Annotated in this window: 19 protein-coding genes; 3 read left to right on the forward strand and 16 right to left on the reverse strand. The window is 72.4% G+C overall.

The window, feature by feature from the left end; translation table 11 throughout:
* From VKA29_RS35960 to VKA29_RS36030, 16 genes are all read right to left on the reverse strand, one after another.
* Window positions 1-182: flavodoxin-dependent (E)-4-hydroxy-3-methylbut-2-enyl-diphosphate synthase (locus VKA29_RS35960; protein WP_324790278.1), on the reverse strand; the 182-nt coding region annotated here is incomplete at its 3' end.
* 4 nt (window positions 183-186) lie between these two features.
* Window positions 187-1209: an adenosyl-hopene transferase HpnH gene (gene hpnH, locus VKA29_RS35965; protein WP_324790279.1), complete on the reverse strand. Its 1023-nt coding sequence runs from the start codon at window positions 1207-1209 to the stop codon at window positions 187-189.
* A 5-nt stretch (window positions 1210-1214) separates the two neighbouring features.
* The gene (locus VKA29_RS35970; RefSeq protein WP_324790280.1) at window positions 1215-1904 is read right to left on the reverse strand and encodes a 1-hydroxy-2-methyl-2-butenyl 4-diphosphate reductase; all 690 of its coding nucleotides are present in this window, start codon (window positions 1902-1904) and stop codon (window positions 1215-1217) included.
* Window positions 1904-4000 carry a squalene--hopene cyclase gene (gene shc, locus VKA29_RS35975; RefSeq protein ID WP_324790281.1) on the reverse strand — a complete coding sequence of 699 codons (2097 nt, stop codon included), beginning with the start codon at window positions 3998-4000 and terminating at the stop codon, window positions 1904-1906. Before shc ends, VKA29_RS35970 begins: the two co-directional genes overlap by 1 nt.
* Window positions 4001-4113: 113 nt before the next feature.
* The gene (locus tag VKA29_RS35980; RefSeq protein WP_324790376.1) at window positions 4114-5178 is read right to left on the reverse strand and encodes a polyprenyl synthetase family protein; all 1065 of its coding nucleotides are present in this window, start codon (window positions 5176-5178) and stop codon (window positions 4114-4116) included.
* A gap of 68 nt (window positions 5179-5246) precedes the next feature.
* Complete coding sequence (gene hpnE, locus VKA29_RS35985; RefSeq protein ID WP_324790282.1) at window positions 5247-6674, reverse strand: hydroxysqualene dehydroxylase HpnE; 1428 nt, start codon at window positions 6672-6674, stop codon at window positions 5247-5249.
* Entirely contained in the window at window positions 6671-6823 is a 153-nt protein-coding gene (locus VKA29_RS37095) for a DUF6380 family protein (RefSeq protein WP_420718645.1), read from the reverse strand. The genes hpnE and VKA29_RS37095 overlap by 4 nt, the downstream gene beginning before the upstream one ends.
* Complete coding sequence (gene hpnD / locus VKA29_RS35990) at window positions 6823-7773, reverse strand: presqualene diphosphate synthase HpnD (protein ID WP_324790283.1); 951 nt, start codon at window positions 7771-7773, stop codon at window positions 6823-6825. The genes VKA29_RS37095 and hpnD overlap by 1 nt, the downstream gene beginning before the upstream one ends.
* Window positions 7770-8672, reverse strand: coding sequence for a squalene synthase HpnC (gene hpnC, locus VKA29_RS35995; protein ID WP_324790284.1), 903 nt, complete (start codon window positions 8670-8672; stop codon window positions 7770-7772). The genes hpnD and hpnC overlap by 4 nt, the downstream gene beginning before the upstream one ends.
* Window positions 8673-9059: 387 nt before the next feature.
* Window positions 9060-9875, reverse strand: a complete 816-nt coding sequence (locus tag VKA29_RS36000; protein WP_324790286.1) for an ABC transporter ATP-binding protein — start codon at window positions 9873-9875, stop codon at window positions 9060-9062.
* Window positions 9868-10797 (reverse strand): ABC transporter permease, encoded by a 930-nt coding sequence (locus VKA29_RS36005; RefSeq protein WP_324790287.1) that lies wholly within the window; start codon window positions 10795-10797, stop codon window positions 9868-9870. Before VKA29_RS36005 ends, VKA29_RS36000 begins: the two co-directional genes overlap by 8 nt.
* Before the next feature lie 100 nt (window positions 10798-10897).
* Window positions 10898-11779: a glycosyltransferase family 2 protein gene (locus VKA29_RS36010; RefSeq protein ID WP_324790288.1), complete on the reverse strand. Its 882-nt coding sequence runs from the start codon at window positions 11777-11779 to the stop codon at window positions 10898-10900.
* 5 nt (window positions 11780-11784) lie between these two features.
* Window positions 11785-12564, reverse strand: a complete 780-nt coding sequence (locus VKA29_RS36015; RefSeq protein ID WP_324790289.1) for a CDP-alcohol phosphatidyltransferase family protein — start codon at window positions 12562-12564, stop codon at window positions 11785-11787.
* Window positions 12542-13603, reverse strand: a complete 1062-nt coding sequence (locus tag VKA29_RS36020) for an iron-containing alcohol dehydrogenase family protein (RefSeq protein ID WP_324790290.1) — start codon at window positions 13601-13603, stop codon at window positions 12542-12544. Before VKA29_RS36020 ends, VKA29_RS36015 begins: the two co-directional genes overlap by 23 nt.
* The gene (locus VKA29_RS36025; RefSeq protein ID WP_324790291.1) at window positions 13591-14343 is read right to left on the reverse strand and encodes a phosphocholine cytidylyltransferase family protein; all 753 of its coding nucleotides are present in this window, start codon (window positions 14341-14343) and stop codon (window positions 13591-13593) included. The genes VKA29_RS36020 and VKA29_RS36025 overlap by 13 nt, the downstream gene beginning before the upstream one ends.
* On the reverse strand, window positions 14340-16169 hold the full coding sequence (locus VKA29_RS36030; protein ID WP_324790292.1) for a DUF5941 domain-containing protein: 1830 nt from the start codon (window positions 16167-16169) through the stop codon (window positions 14340-14342). Before VKA29_RS36030 ends, VKA29_RS36025 begins: the two co-directional genes overlap by 4 nt.
* Window positions 16170-16448: 279 nt before the next feature.
* On the opposite strand from VKA29_RS36030, the gene galE reads away from it, so the two are divergent.
* From galE to idi, 3 genes are all read left to right on the forward strand, one after another.
* Window positions 16449-17414, forward strand: a complete 966-nt coding sequence (gene galE / locus VKA29_RS36035) for a UDP-glucose 4-epimerase GalE (RefSeq protein ID WP_324790293.1) — start codon at window positions 16449-16451, stop codon at window positions 17412-17414.
* 131 nt (window positions 17415-17545) lie between these two features.
* Window positions 17546-18481, forward strand: a complete 936-nt coding sequence (locus VKA29_RS36040; protein WP_324790294.1) for a cation diffusion facilitator family transporter — start codon at window positions 17546-17548, stop codon at window positions 18479-18481.
* 372 nt (window positions 18482-18853) lie between these two features.
* Entirely contained in the window at window positions 18854-19447 is a 594-nt protein-coding gene (idi, locus tag VKA29_RS36045) for an isopentenyl-diphosphate Delta-isomerase (RefSeq protein ID WP_324790295.1), read from the forward strand.
* Window positions 19448-19450 lie beyond the last annotated feature (3 nt).

Here is a 19450-nt window from a genome sequence, read left to right on the forward strand (position 1 = left end):
AGCTCCGCGATCTGCTGCAGCGTGGCACCGATGTCCGAGGTACGCGTCGTCGTCATCGACTGCACCGACACCGGGGCTCCGCCCCCGACCGCCACCGGCCCGACCTGGATCCGCCGCGACGCGCGACGCGCGGCGACCGGCCGGGCCGGCACCTCGGGCACGCCCAGGGCGACGGCGGTCACCGGGTCACTCCCGGTTTCCGGAGACGGTCTCGCGCATCGCGCGCAAGGACTCCTTCAGGGACCCCATGGTGGCGAGGACGGCGGTGGGCTCGTAGCCGCAGTGCGCCATGCAGTTGGCGCAGCGCGGGTCCTTGCCCCGGCCGTACTTGTCCCAGTCGGTGTCCTCGATGAGCTCGCGGTACGTCGGCACGTACCCGTCGCTCATCAGGTAGCAGGGGCGCTGCCAGCCGAACAGCGAGTAGTTCGGGATCGCCCACGCCGTGCACGGGAAGTCGACCTTGCCCTCGAGGAAGTCCAGGAACAGCGGCGAGTGGTTGAGCCGCCAGCGCAGCCGGTTGCCGCCCGCGAACGCCTTCCTGAACAGCTCGCGGGTCTGCTCCACGCCCAGGAAGTGCTCCTGGTCCGGAGCCTTCTCGTAGGCGTAGGCGGGCGAGATCATCATCTCGTCGACCTTCAGGTCGTCGTTGAGGAAGTTGAGCACCTCGATGATGGTCTGCGGGGTGTCGGTGTTGAAGAAGGTCGAGTTGGTGGTCACCCGGAAGCCGCGCCGCTTGGCCTCCTTGATGGCCTCCACCGCCTCGTCGAACACGCCCTCCTTGGCGACGGACTCGTCGTGCCGCTCGCGCAGCCCGTCGATGTGCACCGCGAACGCGAAGTAGGGCGAGGGCTTGAACCTGTCCATCTTCTTGCGCAGCAGCATCGCGTTGGTGCACAGGAAGACGTACTTCCGCTTGGCCACCAGCTGCCGCACGATCTCGTCGATATGAGGGTGCATCAGCGGTTCACCGCCCGCGATGGACACCATGGGCGCCCCGGACTCCAGCACCGCTCCCACGGCCTGCGCGACCGGCATGCGCTGCTTGAGCACCCCGGCCGGATGCTGGATCTTGCCGCATCCCTCGCACTTCAGGTTGCACGCGAAGAGCGGCTCCAGCTCCACGATCAGCGGGAACTTGTCGCGCTTGCGGAGCTTCTGTTCTGCCAAGTATGTAGCGACCTTGATGGACTGACGCAGCGGCATGGCCATCTGGCTCACCTCCTGGGGAGCAGCAAGGAACGGTGCCATTCGAAGAAAGCCGGAAGAACGGAACGGAGCACACGGAAAGCCGATATTCCACCGCGCAGCGTGCCGATCCGGACGAGTTCATGTTCTGGAGCGTCCACCACCACCCGCACGGCCGCAACCGGGCGCTCGCTCACGCGGACCGCGCTCAGCAGCGTGGCCGCCGACTCCATGTCGACCGCGATCGCGCCGGTCGCCAGCAGCTCGGACCGCTCCGGGCCGCGGACCACGTGGTCGGAGCCGGTGAGCGGGCCGGTGTGGACGGTACGGCCGGGCACGGCCCGCACCAGCTCCTTCACCAGCAGCTCGGTGCCGACGCACGGCACGTTGCCGCGCGGGTCCCGGGTCTCCTCGGCGACCACCAGGTCGCCGGGGTGCATGCCGGGGGCCAGGCCCGCGCAGAAGCCGGTGGCCAGGACGGCGGCGTCGGCGAGCACCGGATCGGCGAGCACACGGAAGACCGACCGTTCGGCCGCCTTGGGACCCATGCCGGTACGCAGCACGGTGACCGGCCCGCCGGCGCCGTACCCGTCCGGTTCGGTTCCGGGACGCCTCGGGCCCTCCCGCCGCACTCCGCGGTCGCCGGTGCGCAGGGCGAGGTGCTCGATGCCGAGCGCGCACGCGATCAGCAACGGTGCCGGGGCGGGACGGGCGCTCATCAGCCCCCCTCGGCCTCGGCGAGGGGTTTGTCGGCGAGCAGTTCCTCGACCAGGGGCTGCCCGGCGAGCGGCTTCTCGACCAGCGGCTTCTCGACCCGGGGCGGCTCGGCCAGGGCCTTCTCGGCGAACGGCTCTCCGTGGACGTACCGGCCGAGCGCGGTCAGCGGGAAGACCTGCCGGTAGAGGTGGTAGTTGATGGAGAAGTCCCACGGGAAGCCGGTGCCGGTGAAGTACGGCTCGTCCCACGAACCGTCCTCGCGCTGCGTGGCCGCGAGCCACCGCACGCCGCGCTCGACGGCACGGGAGTCCCGCTCCCCCGCCGCCAGCAGGGCCATCAGCGCCCAGGCCGTCTGCGAGGCGGTGGAGGCCCCGCGGCCGCTCCACTCCCCGGCGTCCCGGTAGGAGCGCAGGTCCTCGCCCCAGCCGCCGTCGTCGTTCTGCACCGACTCCAGCCAGGTCACCGCCCGCCGGATCGCCGGGTGCGAGACGGGCAGGCCGGCGGCCGTGAGCGCGGGGACCACGGACCCGGTGCCGTAGAGGTAGTTGACGCCCCAGCGCCCGAACCACGAGCCGTCCGGCTCCTGTTCGGCGAGCAGCCACTGGACGCCGCGCCGGGTGCGCGGGTCGTGGGCCAGCCCCTCGGCCGCGAGCATCTCGACGACGTGCGCGGTGACGTCGGCGGACGGCGGGTCGATGACCTCGCCGAAGTCGCAGAACGGCAGCCGGTTGGGGAACCGGCTGGTGTTGTCGACGTCGAAGGCGCCCCACGCCCCGTTCCTCGACTGCATGCCGAGGTTCCAGCGCACCCCGCGCCCGATGGCCTTCTCGACCCGCTCCGGGTCGTGGTGCCGGACCCGGCGCAGCGCGAGGACGACCTCGGCGGTGTCGTCGATGTCGGGGTAGTTGTCGTTGTGGAACTCGAACGCCCATCCGCCGGGCGGCAGTTGGGGCCTGCGCACGGACCAGTCGCCGGGCCGTACGATCTGCTCGCCCAGCATCCAGTCGGCGGCCTTGACCAGTTGCGGGTGGTCGGCGGGCACTCCGGCGTCGGCGAGCGCGATGGTGGCCAGGCAGGTGTCCCACACCGGCGACTGGCAGGCCTCGATCATCCGGGCGCCGTCCTCGCGCCGGACGGCGTACCGGTCGAGGGACTCCAGGCCGGCCCGCATCACCGGGTGCTCGAGGTCGTAGCCGAGCAGGTACAGGGCGATGACCGAGTACACGGCCGGCGGCTGGATGCCGCCCCAGCAGCCGTCGTTCTCCTGGCGCTCGATGATCCAGCGGGCGGCGCTGTTCATGGCGGCCCTGCGCAGCCGGCGCACCGCGATCGGCCGGTAGCCGCGCACCACCTTGTCCAGCCGCTGGAACAGACCGTCCCAACTCGTCACCGGCGCCAGGGGCTTGGCCGGGTTGGGGTGGTCGGGGTCGGTGTGCAGTTCGTCCAGCGGGAACGGCGCCGGACGCACCGGGCGCTTCGCGGAGACGACGGTGAGCGGCACGATGGTCTGCCGCGCCCAGCACCCGAAGTTGTAGATGTTGAGCGGGAACCACTTCGGGAAGTAGAGGAGTTCGGGCGGGAGTTCGGGCAGGTCCTCCCACTTCCACCAGCCGAACAGCGCCAGCCAGATCCGGGTGAAGACCCGCGCGGCGGCGATCCCGCCCCGCTCGCGGATCCACGCCGAGGCCTTCGCCATGTGCGGCGCGTCGGGCGCGTCGCCGGTCAGCCGCAGGGCGACGTACGCCTCGATGGTGGTGGAGAGTTCGCCGGGTCCGCCGTAGAAGGTGGCCCAGGTGCCGTCCGGGCGCTGCTCGCCGCGGATGAACAGCGCGGCGGCGTGGGTCGTGGCCTCGTCGCGGATGCCCAGGAACTGGCGCAGGAGCAGGTCCTCGGCGTCCATCGTGACGTTCGTCTCGAGGTCGCCCTTCCACCAGCCCTGGGCGTCCTGCCGCGACAGCAGGAAGCCGGTGGCGCGTCCCACGGCGCGCACGGCGGCGTCTCGGACCCCCGCCGCCACGGGGTCGGTACTGTCGGTTTCGCTGGCCGCGGCAGCGCGGGGCGGCAGCGCCCCGGTGCTTCCGTCGGTCGTCGCTGTCATGGCTTCCCCTTCGTGCAGTCGTGCGAGTCGTGCTGCTGTGGGTCCGCCGTCGGACGGTGCCTCGACCTCGGCACCGGCCGGCGACTACGCGAGGGTTATTCGACCGATAATGATCATCTCTTCCGTACGACGACGAAGTCGGCGAGCGCCGTGAAGGCGGCCCGTACCCGGTCGGGCATGTCGATGGTGTCGAGGGCCTCGACCGCCACGGTGTGCTGCCGGCGCGCCTCCTCGGCGGTCCACTCACGGCCGCCGGCCTCCTCGATGAGGGCGGCGCGGGCGGCGAACTCCTCCTCCGAGAAGTTCGCGAAGTCGCTGCTCTTGGCGTCCGCGGCGAGGATCTCGCCGAGCCGCTCGGAGGCCGGACCGCCGGCCGCGAGGGCGGCCACGACCGGCAGGGACTTCTTGCGCTGGCGCAGGTCGCTCCAGGTCTGCTTGCCGGTGGAGACCGGGTCGCCCCAGATGCCGAGGAGGTCGTCGACGGCCTGGAAGGCCAGGCCCAGGTGGTAGCCGTACTTCTCCAGCGTGTCGGCGGTGCGGTCGTCGGCGCCGCCGAGGACGGCGCCGATCGAGGAGGCGCAGGCGAGCAGGGCGCCGGTCTTGTTGCCCTCCATCTCCAGGCACTCCTCGACGCTGACCCGGTCGCGGTGCTCGTAGGAGATGTCCTGCGCCTGACCGTCGATCAGGGCGCGGGTGGCGCGGGTCAGGCGGCGGGTGGCGCGGCCCGCCTCGACCGTGCCGAGTTCCAGCAGTATCTCGTTGGCCAGGGCGAACAGGGCGTCGCCGACCAGGATCGCCTGGGCGGGGCCGTGCACCTTCCAGACCGTGTCGCGGTGGCGGCGCTGTTCGTCGCCGTCCATCAGGTCGTCGTGCAGCAGCGAGAAGTTGTGGACCAGCTCGACGGCGACCGCGCCGGGGACGCCGGTCTCGGCGGCGGCCCCGGTGACCTCGGCCGAGAGCACCGCGAGGGCGGGGCGGACGGCCTTGCCGCCGTCGCCGTCCGCGGGATTGCCCTCGGCGTCGATCCAGCCGAAGTGGTAGGCGGAAACGGTGTCCATGGGAGGGGCCAGGCGGTCGACGGCCGCCCGCAGTACCGGTGTGGCCAGGGTCCGGCCGCGCTCCAGGAGCGCGGTCACGTCCACCGCGGTCTCTCGAGCGGCCGTCGAGGCCGGGGGCACAGTGGGCACAGTCTCTCCTCTTGTTGCGGTGCCGGGGGTGCGGGGGCCTGCCGCCTGCTGATCGAGCGTCACGCCGCCTCCTCGACGTCGAAGAGGTGACGGGGGCGGGGCCGGCCCAGGGCGCTCAGCGCGGCGTCCGCCGCGTTCACGCCACTGCGGACCGCACTCTCCATGGTCGCGGGCCACCCTGTGGCGGTCCACGCTCCGGCCAGGTAGAGGCCGGGGGCCTTGGTACGGGCGCCGGGCCTGAGCCGTCCGACGCCGGGGGTCGGGGCGAACGTCGCCGTGCGCTCCCTGGTCACGAAGAAGTCCCTCACCTCGGCGCCGCGCGCGCCGGGCAGCAGCCGTTCCAGCTCGGGGAGGTAGCGCTCGCGCAGCGCGGCGACGGGCGCGTCGATGTCGTCGTGCGCGGCCGACTGGGACACCGCGAGGTACTGCCCCGTGCGCAGCCCGCCGGCGTCGGTGCGGTCGAAGACCCACTGCACCGGGGTGCCGAGGGCCGCGAAGAACGGCCGGGCGAGCACCTTGCGGTCGTAGACGACGTGGACGTTGAGGATGGGCGCCGTGCCGATCCGCAGCAGCCGTTCCGGGGCGTCGAGGGCGCCGGCGGGCAGCAGGTCGTGGGCCTCGCGCTGGGCCACGGCGAGCACGACGGCGTCGGCCGTGAGCGTCTCGCCCGGCACCTCGACGCGCCAGCGTCCGGTGTCGTCGCGGGAGACGGAGGTGACGCGGGTACGGACCTCGGTACGCACGCCCGCGGACTCGAGCGCCTTGCGGGCGAGCCGGTCGTGCAGTTCGCCCAGCGGGACGCGCGCCCATCCGATGTCGGCCGCGCCCGGGTCGGACAGCAGGCCGGTCTTGAAGACCATCGCGGCGAGCCCCAGCGAGGCGTCGCCCGCGACCGCGTTGAGGGTGGCGACCCCGACCAGGTCCCACAGCGCCTCGACGGCGCGCGCGGACTGCCCGTGCGCGGCCAGCCAGCTGCCGAAGTCCTGGTCGTCCAGCGCCGGATCGGCGAGGTCGAGCCCCTTGAGCGCGAGCGCGGCGCGGACCACCCGGGCCCGCTCGGCGAGCGAGAGGTGCGGGTACGTCGCCAGGCTGCGCCCCAGGTGCAGCGGGACCGGCAGCGGGTCGCGCCGCAGTCTGCCCAGCCGCCGCCCCTCGGGCCGGGCCACGTCGACCACCGGCACGTCGAGGCGGCTTTGCAGCGGGGCCAGCGCGGTGGCCTCGATGCGGTCGAGGAACCACCGGTAGGCGGTGCAGCAGCGCAGGTACACGTGCTGTCCGTTGTCGACGGTGAGGTCGCCGCGCTGGAAGGAGAAGGCGAGCCCGCCCAGCCGGGGGCGGCCCTCCAGCAGGGTGACGCGCACTCCGGCGTCGGCGAGCGCGAGCGCGGCGGTGACGCCGGCGAGTCCGCCGCCGACCACGACGGCGTCCCCGCCGACGCGCCGGGCGGGGTTCGCGAGCGGATCGTGGGACCGCGTGCCGTGGGTCATCGTGCGTCCTCCCCCGCGCGGCCGCCGCGGTGGCGGCGGAACGGGTCACGGCAGGCCGGCCCCGTCAGCGACGCCGTAGCCCCGCGGAGGGTCGCGTACCGTTCCGCACCGTTCTCGGCGGCGGGATCGCCGTGCACCGGACTGTCCATCAGGCGCGCCTCCTGACGGTCCTCCGGCTCACCTGCCGGGTGTCCAGGCCGGACAGACCCCGGACGGCGACGTACGCCTTCTCCCGCCCCGGCAGCGAGACCCGGCCGCGCAGCACGGCCTCGGGATCGCGCTCGATCCGGTCGAGCAGGCGGCGGTAGATGCCGGCCATGGCAGCGACGCAGGCGCCGCTGCGCCGGTCGAGCATGGGCAGCAGGCGGTAGCCCTCGGCGAAAAGCGTGCGGGCCCGTCGCACTTCGAAGTGCACGAGGCCCGCGAAGTCGGAGCCGTCCGGTGGTTTCGGCCCGCCGAAGCCGGCCGCGCACCCGAATTTCGCGAGGTCGTCGGCGGGCAGATAGGTCCGTCCGCCCTCGGCGTCCTCGCGCACGTCCCTGAGGATGTTGGTGAGCTGGAGCGCGAGGCCGAGCGTGTCGGCGTACTCGGGCGCGCGCTCGGCGCCGCGCGCCCCCGGCTCCGTGCCGAACACGCCGAGCGAGAGGCGCCCGATGGCGCCCGCGACGCAGCGGCAGTACACCTTCAGGTCGTCCCAGGTCTCGTAGGTCTCGCCGCGTACGTCCATCAGGACGCCGTCGATCAGCTCGTCCAGGCCGCCGAGCGGGATCGGGAAGGCGTCGGCGGCGTGCGCGAGGGCGACCGCGACCGGGTCGGTGTCGTCCTCGGCGATCCCGCCCTCGCGCACCCGGGCCAGCGTCGCCCGGGTGTCCTCCAGCCGCGCCACCTTGACCTCGTCCGCCAGTTCGCCGTCGCCGATGTCGTCGACGCGCCGCGAGAACGCGTACAGCGCGGACATGGCACGGCGCTTGGGCACCGGCAGCAGTCTGATGCCGTAGGCGAAGTTGCGGGCCTGCTGTCCGGTGACGGCCTCGCAGTAGCGGTAGGCGGCGAGTACCGGTGCGGACACGTGTGGTTCGAACTCCACGGTCCGGATCACCCCTCTCCTCGCAGAGTCACGCCCACCTCACGCAGCAACCGGATCTTGCCGGGCTTGGGCGGGCCGGGAAGTACGTCGTATCCGGCTGCGGCGATCGCGTGGACCGCCGCCCTTCCTCCCGCCACGAACCCTGCGAGCAGCAACTTCAACCTGCCGTGGACGCTACCCACGAGGGGGGCGCCTTCATTCAGGAGAAAGAGGGCGCGTTCTGTTTCGTATGCGACCAGCGCGCGCACCGATGCGTTCGCGACGGGGGTGGCGAGGTCCGCCTCCCGGACGTGGAAACGTTTCATGTCCGCGGCGGGCAGGTAGACGCGGTCCCGTCCGAGGTCCTCGGCGACGTCCTGCAGGTGTTCGACGATCTGCAGCGCCGTGCAGATCGCGTCCGACAGGCGGATGCGCTCGGGCGTCGAGGTGCCGGTGACGGACAGGACCAGGCGGCCGACCGGGTTGGCCGACAGCTCGCAGTAGGCGAGGAGGTCGTCGTAGGTCTCGTAGCGGGTGACGAGCTGGTCCTGGCGGTTGGCGGCGATCAGGCCGAGGAAGGGCTCGGGGGTCAGCGCGTGGCGGCGCACCGTGGGCTGCAGGCGGCGCAGCAGGGGGTGGCGGGGCGTGCCGTCGAAGACGCGGCGCAGGTCGGTCTCGAAGGCGTCCAGGAGCAGCAGCCGGTCCTCGGCGTCCGCGGGCTCCACGCCGAGCAGCCGGGCGTCGCCGCCGCCGGGGGCGAGGTCGCCGTCGCCGATGTCGTCGACGAGGCGGGCGAAGCCGTAGACGGCCATGAGGTCGGTGCGCCAGGCCCTGGGCAGGAAGAACGGCGCCACGGGGAAGTTCTCACCCGCGGCCTTGTCGAGCGTGCCGCGCTCCGGATCACCGGTGTGCGACGTGTCGGTTCCCGTCACCGCCGGCTGCCCGGAACGGGGACGGCACACGCTGCGCTCAGCCGGGGAGTCTCCGTAGCCATTGCCGTCACATCTCCCGTTCTACACTGCCGACCCGATACGCACTATTTCGGACACGCCGCCCGGCCCTCCGTACGGCCGTCCCGGTGGAGGGTGTGGCGCGTTATCGCCCTACTTGCCGCCTTTCGAGACCGTTACAGCTTACGTTGTACAGCGCAGCGGTGATCCCTGGGGTGTCCTGCACATCACAAGAACACACCGATTGGCGTCAAGCTTCCTGAGACTGGGCCGAGTTGACGTTTCCTTTGCAGACGCGGGGCCCCGCCGCCAAGGTTGCGACGGGGCCCGGGGAAGCGTTCCGGGCCATCGGGGCGAGGCCGGGATGCCCTATTTGCCGGTGAACTTCTCGTACTCCTTGAGGACCTCGTCCGTGGGTCCGTCCATGCGCAGCTCGCCCCGCTCCAGCCACAGGACCCGGTTGCAGGTGTCCCGGATCGACTTGTTGTTGTGACTGACCAGAAACACCGTGCCGGCTTCCTTGCGCAGCTCGCGGATGCGCTGCTCGGAGCGCTTCTGGAACTTGCGGTCGCCGGTGGCCAGGGCCTCGTCGATCATCAGGACGTCGTGGTCCTTGGCGGCGGCGATGGAGAAGCGCAGCCGGGCCGCCATGCCGGAGGAGTAGGTGCGCATCGGCAGGGTGATGAAGTCGCCCTTCTCGTTGATGCCGGAGAAGTCGACGATCTGCTGGTAGCGCTCCTTGATCTCCTCGCGGGACATGCCCATCGCGAGGCCGCCGAGGATGACGTTGCGCTCACCGGTCAGGTCGTTCATCAGCGCCGCGTTGACACCGAGCAGGGAGGGCTGGCCGTTGGTGTAGACGCGGCCCTTCTCCGCCGGGAGCAGGCCGGCGATGGCGCGCAGCAGGGTCGACTTGCCGGAGCCGTTGGAGCCGATCAGGCCGACCGCCTCACCCTTGTAGGCGACGAAGGAGACGCCCTTGACCGCGTGCACCTTGCGCACGCCGCGCGCCGTGTCGTCGGAGCCCCGCCTGAGGATCCGGCTGAGGGCGGCGGTGGCGCTGCCCTTGCCGGACCTGGCGCCGTTGACGCGGTAGACGATGTGCAGCTCGTCGGCGATGACGGTGGGGATCCGCTCGCCCTCGTCGGGCCGGACCGGCTCCCGCTCGGTTGTCGGCTCAGCCACGGCCGTACCTCTCCTCCGCCTTCCAGAAGTACACGAAGCCGCCGACGGCGATCAGCGCGGCCCATCCTCCGGCGACCGCCCACACGTGGTCGGGGAGGTTCTCGGCGCCGTAGCCCTCGATGAGGGCGAAGCGCATCAGGTCCATGTAGATCGCGGCCGGGTTCCACTGCAGGACGTTCGCCACCCACTGCGGCTTGTCGGCCAGCATGATCGGGATGGAGAACATGACGCCGGACGCGTACATCCAGGTGCGCATCACGAACGGCATGAGCTGCGCCAGGTCGGGGGTCTTGGCGCCGGCCCGGGCGAAGATCAGCGCGAGGCCGGTGTTGAACAGGAACTGCAGGGTGAGCGCCGGGACGATCAGCAGCCAGGACAGGTCCGGGTAGCTGCCGAAGGCGACGGCGACGGCGAACAGCACGATCATCGAGAACAGCAGCTGCTGGAGCTGCTGCAGCGCGAAGGAGATCGGCAGGGAGGCGCGCGGGAAGTGCAGCGCGCGGACCAGCCCGAGGTTGCCGGAGATCGCCCGCACGCCCGCCATCACGGAACTCTGCGTGAAGGTGAACACGAACACGCCCGTGACCAGGAAGGGGATGTACACCTCGCGCGGCAGGCCCCGGTTGGCCTTGAGGATCATGCCGAAGATGAAGAAGTACACGGCCGCGTTCAGCAGCGGGGTCGCCACCTGCCACAGCTGGCCGAGCTTCGCCTGGCTGTACTGGGCGGTCAGCTTCGCCCGGGAGAAGGCGAGGATGAAGTGGCGCCGGTCCCACAGCCGGCGGACGTACTCGACCAGGGAGGGCCGGGCGCCGCTCACGGTGAGCCCGTACTTGGCGGCGAGCTGTGCCGCCGTGAGGCCCTCGTCGGGCGACGGGGGCGCGCTCACCGCGACCAGGGCGTCGTGTGTTGTCTCACTCACTGGTGAATAACTTTCGTCTCCGGGATTGCGCAGCCCTGTACGGGCAGGGGGTCGAGCCGGGGACCCGGTCGGGGTCCGGTCGCTCGCAGGAACGAGCTTGTCAGATCACGGGAGGCCGGCCCAGCCGGGTCAGCCGCCATACCGTACGCCACCTCATGGGCCGGCGGGGACCGCACGGGGTGGTCCAGCCCTCCCGGAAACCGCCGAACCACGCCTTCAGCGCGGGCCGCGAGGGACGGCGCACCAGGGTGAGCAGCAGCCACACCCCGAGGTAGACCGGGACGAGGAGCGCGGGCAGGTTGCGGCGGGCCAGCCACACGCGGTTGCGGGCGACCATGCGGTGGTAGACCGCGTGCCGCGAGGGCGCGGTCGTGGGGTGGTACAGCACCATGTCGGACCGGTAGTCGATCATCCAGCCCGCGTCGAGGGCCCGCCATGCCAGATCGGTTTCCTCGTGGGCGTAGAAGAATTCGTCCGGCAGGCCGCCGACGTCGGCGAAGACCTTCGTGCGGACGGCGTTGGCGCCGCCGAGGAAGGTGGTGACCCGGGAGGAGCGCATCGGATCGGAGGCGCGCAGGCGCGGGACGTGCCGGCGCTGGGTGACGCCGGTGTCGGGGTCGGCGATGCGGAAGCTGACGATGCCGAGCTTCGGGTCGGCGGCGAAGGCCCGGCGGCACAGCTCGGCCGTGTCGTGCCGGGCGAGCAGGCCGTCGTCGTCGAGGAAGAGCAGGATGTCGACGTCGCGGCCGCCGGGCCCGAAGGCCTCGATGCCGACGTTGCGGCCGCCGGGGATGCCGAGGTTCTCGGGCAGCTCGACGGTGCGGACGTGGGAGGAGAACTCCGTGACGTCCGGGACCGGCGAGCCGTTGCCGACCACGACGACCTCGACGGGGTCGCCCTCCTGCTTGGCCACCGAGTCGAGCAGGGCGCGCAGTTCGTCCGGGCGGTTGCCCATGGTGATGATGACCGCGCCGACCTTCATGCCGCTCACCTGAGCCTGCTGGAGGCGAGGATGGACACCAGGTGCAGCAGGGTCTGCAGCAGCGCGATGCCGGCCAGCACGGCGACGCCGATGCGGGACCAGAACAGGTCGCCGCGCATCTGGTCGGCGATCGCCAGGACCAGGATCAGCAGGGACGCCTCGATACCGAGGATCAGCCGGTGGAACTTCAGCGCGGCGGCGGCCCTGCGGGCCAGCGCCATGCCGGAGGAGCGCATCTCGGCGGCGGCCTCCTTCACCGGCGGCAGTCCGCCCTGGTGGCGGGCGACGCCGACCAGGTCGGTCTCGGCCTTGATCAGGATCGCGCCGAGCGCGGCCAGGGTGCCGAGGAAGGCCCACAGCCAGTCGATCCGGCCGCCGCCCCACAGGTCGGCGGCGCGCAGCCCGAAGCCGACGAGCACCGCGGCGTCGGTGAGGTAGGCGCCGACCCGGTCCAGGTAGACGCCGCCGAGCGAGAACTGCTGCTTCCAGCGGGCGACCTCGCCGTCCACGCAGTCCAGCAGCAGGTACAGCTGCACCATGACCACGCCGAGTACGGCGCCGGGTATCCCGGGCACCAGCAGGGCCGGGGCCGCGAGGACGCCGCAGACGGTCATCAGGTACGTGAGCTGGTTGGGCGTGACCCTGGTGTTGACCAGGTAGCGGTCGACCCGTAGGGACACCTCGCGCATGTAGAGGCGCCCCATCCAGTGCTCACCGCTGCGCCGGTCCTTCACCCCCGCGGGGTGGACGACCGGTCTGAGTTCAGCTACCGATGGCCTTGACATAGTCGGCGTAGGTGTCCTTGATCTGGTCGGTTTTCAGGTCGAGGTGTTCGAGGATCGTGTAGCGGCCGGGGCGCGTCTCGGGGGCGAACTCCACGACGCGGACGAACTCCTCCGCCGTGAAGCCGATCTCCTCCGGCAGCACCGGCAGTCCGTGCCGGCGCAGCACCTCGGCCATGTACGCCGCTTCCTCGTGCGCGCCGCGCAGGTACATCGCGAAGGCGGCACCGAGGCCGCACTGCTCGCCGTGGCTGGCCGCGCGCTTGGGGAACAGCAGGTCGAAGGCGTGGTTGATCTCGTGGCAGGAGCCCGAGGCGGGGCGGGAATCGCCGGAGACGGACATCGAGACGCCGGTGAGGACCAGCGCCTCGGCCAGCACCTGGAGGAAGTCGCCGTCCCCGATGCCGCCCGGGTGCCGGAGCACCGCCTCCCCGGCCTGGCGGGCCATGGCGGCGGCGAGGCCGTCGATGCGCTCGCCCTTGACCCGGGCCGCGAGCTCCCAGTCCGCGATGGCGTTGATGTTGCTGATCGCGTCGCCGATGCCGGCCCGGACGAAGCGGGCCGGGGCCTCGCGGATCACGTCCAGGTCGATGAGCACGCCGATCGGGTTCGGCACGCCGTAGGAGCCGCGGCCGGCGTCGTTGTCGAGCGTGGCGACCGGCGAGCACAGGCCGTCGTGGGCGAGGTTGGTGGGTACGGCGACCAGCGGCAGGCCGACCCGCGCCGCGGCGAACTTGGCGCAGTCGATGATCTTGCCGCCGCCGAGTCCGACGACGGCGTCGTAGTGGCCGGCCTTTATGTCGCCGGCCAGCCGGACCGCGTCGTCGAGGGTGCCGCCGCCGACCTCGTACCAGGTGGCGCCGGGCAGCGAGGGAGCGATCCGCTCGCGCAGCCGGGCGCCCGAGCCGCCGCTGACGGCGATGGCGAGCCGGCCCGACTGCGAGATGCGTTCGTCGGCGAGGACGCCGGCGAGGTCGTCGAGGGCTCCGGGACGGATGTCGACGACGAGCGGCGAGGGAATGAGCCGGGTCAGTACTGGCACGCGATCTCCCGTCCGCGGGCGAGATCGTCGTGGTTGTCGATCTCGACCCACTGGACGTCGCCGATCGGCGCCACGTCGATCCGGAAGCCCCGGTTGACGAGCTCCTGGTAGCCGTGCTCGTAGAACTGCTGCGGGTCGGTCTGCCAGACCGTCTTCAGGGCGTCGGCCAGGTCGGGGGCGGCGTCGCCCTCGATCAGGGTGACGCCGATGTACTCGCCCGTGGCCTCGGCCGGGTCCATCAGCTTGGTGATCTTCGTCATGCCCTTCGCGGGGTCGACGACGACCTTCATCTCCTCGTCCGCGAGCGACTTCACGGTGTCGAGGGCGAGGATGATCCTCTTGCCGTCGCCGCGGGCGGCGAGCAGCGTCTTCTCCACCGAGACGGGGTGGACGGTGTCGCCGTTGGCGAGGATCACGCCGTCCTTGAGCACGTCACGACCGCACCACAGGGAGTAGGCGTTGTTCCACTCCTCGGCCTTGTCGTTGTCGATGAGGGTGAGTTGGAGGCCGTACTTGGCCTCCAGCGCCGCCTTGCGCTCGTAGACGGCCTCCTTGCGGTAGCCGACGATGACCGCGGCCTCGGTCAGGCCGACCTCGGCGAAGTTGGCGAGGGTCAGGTCCAGGACCGTGGGTTCGCCCTCTATGCCGGCGGGCCCCACCGGAACCAGCGCCTTGGGCAGGCTGTCGGTGTAGGGGCGCAGACGCCGTCCGGCGCCGGCCGCCAGCACGAGGCCGATCATGCGGTTTCTCCTTCGTCGTGTACTGCGGGGGCGCCGCCTCGGTGGGCGGACACCCAGAAGCGGATGCTCTCGAAGAGCACCACCAGGGCCACGGCCACGGCGAGGACCGCGAGCGCGACCGTGAACTGCGAAGCGGTGAGCAGCGCGGCCAGGACGGTGACGAGCAGGATCCGTCCTTCCTGTCCCCCGACGGCCCGCACCAGCCAGGCCGGGGGCGCTCCGGCGTTCCCGCGGATGCGGTACACCGTGTCGTAGTGATGGTAGGCGACGGCCGCCACCAGCCCGAAAGCCGCGGGAAGGGCGCCGTTCACGTCCGCGTGGGCCGCGAGGACCAGTACGGTGCCGTACTCGGCGGCCCGGAACAGCGGCGGGACGAGCCAGTCGAGGGCGCCCTTGAGGGGGCGGTACAGGGCCTGGCCGGAGGTGCCGGCGTAGACGACGGCGCCCGCGACGGGAGCCCAGGCGAACCCGGAGAAGAGCGCCACCGCGAGGACCGCCGTGCCGCCCAGCGCCACCAGGAACGGGGAGCCGAGGCGGGCGCGCGTGCCGCGCGCCACGAGCGCGGCGAGCGGACCGTTGTCGGCGAGGTCCGCCAGCGCCTGCGCGGCCCGGTCGGTGCGGACGGCCTTGCGGGTCACCGAGCGCAGGACCCGCCCGGCCGTGGTGTACGTCGCCGCGAAGGCGCAGCCGATGAGCAGGGCGTAGAAGGTGATCCGGGGCGTGGTGGCCGCCGTGAGGACGGCGATCATCGCCCAGCGCTCGCCGATCGGCAGGACGATCATCCGCCGCAGCCACACCGTCCAGCCGACGCTGTCGAGCTTGTCGGAGAGGGCGGCGGTGGGGCTGGTGTTGGCGGTCGCGTCGTGGTTGGCCTCGTTGAAGGAGAAGTCGACGACGTGCCGGCAGGTCTGCAGGATCATCGCGCCGAGCGCGAGGGCCCACACGTCGTCATGGCCGCCGCGGGCCGCGCCGAGCGCGAGGCCGGCGTAGTAGGCGTACTCCTTGGCCCGGTCGAAGGTGGCGTCCAGCCAGGCGCCGAGCGTGGAGTACTGCAGGGAGTAGCGGGCGAGCTGGCCGTCGGTGCAGTCCAGCACGAAGGAGGCGATCAGCAGGACGCCGGCCGCTATGAAGCCGCCGCGGGTGCCGGTGGCCGCGCAGCCCGCCGCGATCAGCGCGGTGAGCAGGGAGGCGGTGGTGACCTGGTTGGGGGTCAGGCCGCGGCGGGCGCACCAGCGGGCGATGTAGCGCGAGTAGGGGCTGATGAAGAACGTGGTGAAGAAACCGTCGCGGGCCTTCACGGCCGACTTCAGGCGTACGGCCTCGTCGTCGACGGCGGCGACGGCCTGCCGTGCCTCGTTGCGGGCCTGCGGGTCGGCGGGGACGACGGCGACGAGGCTGCCGAGGTCGGGGCGGCGGACGTCGGCGCCGGCCAGGGCGGTGACGACGCGGTCGGCGAGGCCGTCCACGTCCCTCACGCTCGACTTCGCCCGCGCGGGGGCACCCCCATCGGCGGCGCCGCCGCCCGCGGAGTTCTCCCGGGCGACCGCGCGGGTCAGGGCCTGGCGTCCGGCGGGCTTGGCGGTGACGGCGCCCGGGATCGCGGCGAGGTCGAAACGCGGGTCGGTGAGACCGAGGCGCAGGGCGTGCAGGTGGCCGACGAAGCGGGCGTCGACGAGCGCGACGCGCCGGTCTGCGGGCACCTGGGCGAGGAGGGTCTCGGCGTCCGCGGCGTCCGCGGCGACCCGGACGTCGAAGCCGAGGGACCGCAGATCACCCTCGATCGACGATCCGGGGACCGGCTGACCGGTGAGGATGGCGGTCGACAACCGAACTCACTCCCTGGGTGCCGACGCGGTGGCGCCGGGCGTGTGCACGATGGGGGCGCCCCTTGGCTGCACCAGGCGGGCGGCATGTCGGCAGAGGCTATCGGATGCCCGGACCGCGGCGTTCACCGCCCGTTCACGGGCCGATCAGCGTCGCCTCCACCGGCCTTTGCCGCGATCATCATCGGGGATCGCGGGCCCTGCCCACAAACCGCGCACCACAGATCCGGACATCTCAGGCACCGGGGTGCCGCTCGTCCGGTCGGCATAGGGTGGACGACCATGACGTGGCTGATCACAGGCGGAGCGGGATACATCGGGGCCCATGTGGCGCGGTCCATGAGCGACGCCGGGGAACGCGTGCTCGCGCTGGACGACCTCTCGGCGGGGGTCGCCGGCCGGCTGCCCGCCGACGTCCCGCTGGTGCGCGGCTCGTCGCTGGACGCCGACCTGCTCAAGGGGGTGTTCGCGGAGCACGAGGTGACCGGCGTGGTGCACCTGGCCGCGCGCAAGCAGGTCGCCGAGTCCGTGGCGCAGCCCGCGCGGTACTACCAGGAGAACGTCGGCGGCCTCGGCACGCTCCTGGAGGCGGTCGCCGAGGCCGGGATCAGGAAGTTCGTCTTCTCCTCGTCGGCGGCCGTGTACGGCAGCCCGGACGTGGACCTGATCACCGAGGACACCCCGTGCGCGCCGGTGAACCCGTACGGCGAGACCAAGCTGGCCGGCGAGTGGCTGGTGCGGGCGGCGGGCCGGGCGCACGGCATCTCGACGGTGTGCCTGCGCTACTTCAACGTCGCGGGCGCCGCCGCCCCGGAACTGGCCGACACCGGCGTCTTCAACATCGTCCCGATGGTCTTCGACCGGCTCACCCGTGACGACGCCCCGCGGATCTTCGGCGACGACCATCCGACCCCGGACGGCACCTGCATCCGCGACTACGTCCACGTCGCCGACCTGGCCGAGGCGCACCTGGCCGCCGCGCGCAGGCTCGCGGACCTCGGCGGCGACCTGACGGTGAACATCGGCCGCGGTGTGGGGGTCTCGGTGCGCGAACTGGTCACGGTCATCGGCGAGGTGACCGGCGACACCCGGCCCGCCGTGGTCGAGGCGCGCCGCCCCGGAGACGCGCCGCGCGCGGTCGCCTCCGCCGAGCGGGCCGCCGGGGAACTGGGCTGGCGCGCCCGGCGGGGCGTGCGGGAGATGGTCGAGTCGGCCTGGCAGGGCTGGCTGCTGCACCACCCCGACTGACCGGGCAAGCGCTGACCTGCGGATCGTTTCCGCAGGTCAGCGATATGACAACGGTGTTCAATGCCGCGTTGCCCCGCGCCCCTCACGCGTAGTTCACTGTGCACCGGGCGCGACACAGGAGGGCCTCTTCCATGGGAGCTGGGCACGACCACGGCCACACGCACGCACCGGCGGCCGGTACGGCGACGGGGGCGTACCGCGGCAGGCTGCGTGTCGCGCTGGCGATCACGCTCACCGTCATGGTGGCCGAGATCGTCGGCGGGGTGCTCGCGGACTCCCTGGCGCTGATCGCGGACGCGGCGCACATGGCGACCGACGCGCTGGGCCTGGGCATGGCGCTGTTCGCGGTGCACATCGCCGGACGGCCGGCGACCGGCAACCGCACCTTCGGATACGCCCGCGCCGAGATCCTCGCCGCGCTGGCCAACTGCCTGCTGCTGCTCGGGGTCGGCGGGTACGTCCTGTACGAGGCCGTACAGCGGTTCATCACCCCGGCCGACACCGCGGGCGGGCTGACCGTGGCGTTCGGCGCGGTCGGCCTGGTCGCCAACGGGATCTCGCTGACGCTGCTGATGCGCGGCCGGCGGGACAGCCTGAACGTGCGCGGCGCCTTCCTCGAGGTCGCGGCGGACGCCCTGGGCTCGCTCGCGGTGATCGTCTCGGCGCTGGTGATCCTGGGCACGGGCTGGCAGGCCGCCGACCCGATCGCCTCCCTCGCCATCGGCCTGATGATCGTGCCGCGGACCCTGAAGCTGCTGCGCGAGACCCTGGACGTGCTGCTGGAGGCGGCCCCCAAGGACGTGGACATGGCGCAGGTGCGGTCGCACATCCTGGCGCTGGACGGCGTCGAGGACGTCCACGACCTGCACGCCTGGACGATCACCTCCGGCCTGCCGGTGCTGTCGGCGCACGTGGTCGTGCGCTCCGAGGCGCTGAGCGCGATCGGCCACGAGAAGCTGCTCCACGCGCTCCAGGAGTGCCTCGGCGACCACTTCGACGTGGAGCACTGCACCTTCCAGCTGGAGCCGACCGGCCACGCCGAGCACGAGGCACGGCTGTGCCACTGAGGCGGGGCGGCACCGCCGAGGCGCCGCTTCGGGCCACCGCGCCGGAACCGGGTCGCTGAGGCGGCCCGCCGCGCGGACACGCGGGCGCTCGCGCCGCACGGGGCGTACCGGGCTCGCGGTGGCCCTCGTCACGGGGGCTCGGCGCCCCACGGGCGGGGCGCGGCCGGTCCGGCGTGCCGGTTCGCGGCGCCGCGTGCCGGACGGTTCCCCGGCGGCCGGGCCGGGCACGATCACCTATCGGGCCCCTCTCCGGGCGTCCGGCCGGTGGTGGCCGCTGCCCGCGGGACATGCGGGCGCGCCGCGCCGGGTTCCGGGAGTGCCGGAGGCGTACGGCAGACTTGGGGGGCGCGAGAACCGAGGCGAAGGATGGGTATGCCGATCACACCTGCCACCGCGACGCACAGTTCGTCGAACGGCACCGCAGAGGCGATTTTGCTGGAACTGGTCGACGAGGACGGCGTGACGATCGGCACCGCGGAGAAGCTCGCCGCCCACCAGCCGCCGGGGCGGCTGCACCGCGCGTTCTCGGTGTTCCTCTTCGACGAGCAGGGCCGGCTGCTGCTGCAGCAGCGGGCGCTCGGCAAGTACCACTCCCCCGGCGTGTGGTCCAACAGCTGCTGCGGTCACCCCTACCCCGGCGAGGCGCCGTTCGCGGCGGCGGCCCGGCGGACGTTCGAGGAGCTGGGCGTGTCCCCCTCGCTGCTCGCCGAGGCGGGCACGGTGCGCTACAACCACCCGGACCCGGAGTCGGGCCTGGTGGAGCAGGAGTACAACCACCTGTTCGTCGGCCTGGTGCAGGCCCCGCTGCGGCCGGATCCGGAGGAGGTCGGCGCGACCGCCTTCGTGAGCCCGGCCGAGCTGGCGCGCCGGCACGCCGCGGACCGGTTCTCGGCCTGGTTCATGACGGTGCTGGACGCGGCCCGTCCGGCGATCCGGGAACTGACGGACCCGTCGACGGGCTGGTGACGT

The sequence above is a fragment of the Streptomyces sp. H51 genome (genome assembly GCF_035656535.1).
Classification (GTDB): Bacteria; Actinomycetota; Actinomycetes; order Streptomycetales; family Streptomycetaceae; genus Streptomyces.

Coding starts and splice junctions, on each gene's coding strand:
- VKA29_RS36025 (WP_324790291.1), bottom strand. CDS start 14,343: ATGATCGGCCTCGTGCTGGCGGCCGGCGCCGGACGGCGTCTGCGCCCC.
- VKA29_RS37095 (WP_420718645.1), bottom strand. CDS start 6,823: ATGGACAGTCCGGTGCACGGCGATCCCGCCGCCGAGAACGGTGCGGAA.
- VKA29_RS36040 (WP_324790294.1), top strand. CDS start 17,546: ATGGGAGCTGGGCACGACCACGGCCACACGCACGCACCGGCGGCCGGT.
- galE (WP_324790293.1), top strand. CDS start 16,449: ATGACGTGGCTGATCACAGGCGGAGCGGGATACATCGGGGCCCATGTG.
- VKA29_RS36010 (WP_324790288.1), bottom strand. CDS start 11,779: ATGAAGGTCGGCGCGGTCATCATCACCATGGGCAACCGCCCGGACGAA.
- VKA29_RS35970 (WP_324790280.1), bottom strand. CDS start 1,904: ATGAGCGCCCGTCCCGCCCCGGCACCGTTGCTGATCGCGTGCGCGCTC.
- VKA29_RS36015 (WP_324790289.1), bottom strand. CDS start 12,564: ATGTCAAGGCCATCGGTAGCTGAACTCAGACCGGTCGTCCACCCCGCG.
- hpnE (WP_324790282.1), bottom strand. CDS start 6,674: ATGACCCACGGCACGCGGTCCCACGATCCGCTCGCGAACCCCGCCCGG.
- idi (WP_324790295.1), top strand. CDS start 18,854: ATGCCGATCACACCTGCCACCGCGACGCACAGTTCGTCGAACGGCACC.
- hpnH (WP_324790279.1), bottom strand. CDS start 1,209: ATGGCCATGCCGCTGCGTCAGTCCATCAAGGTCGCTACATACTTGGCA.
- shc (WP_324790281.1), bottom strand. CDS start 4,000: ATGACAGCGACGACCGACGGAAGCACCGGGGCGCTGCCGCCCCGCGCT.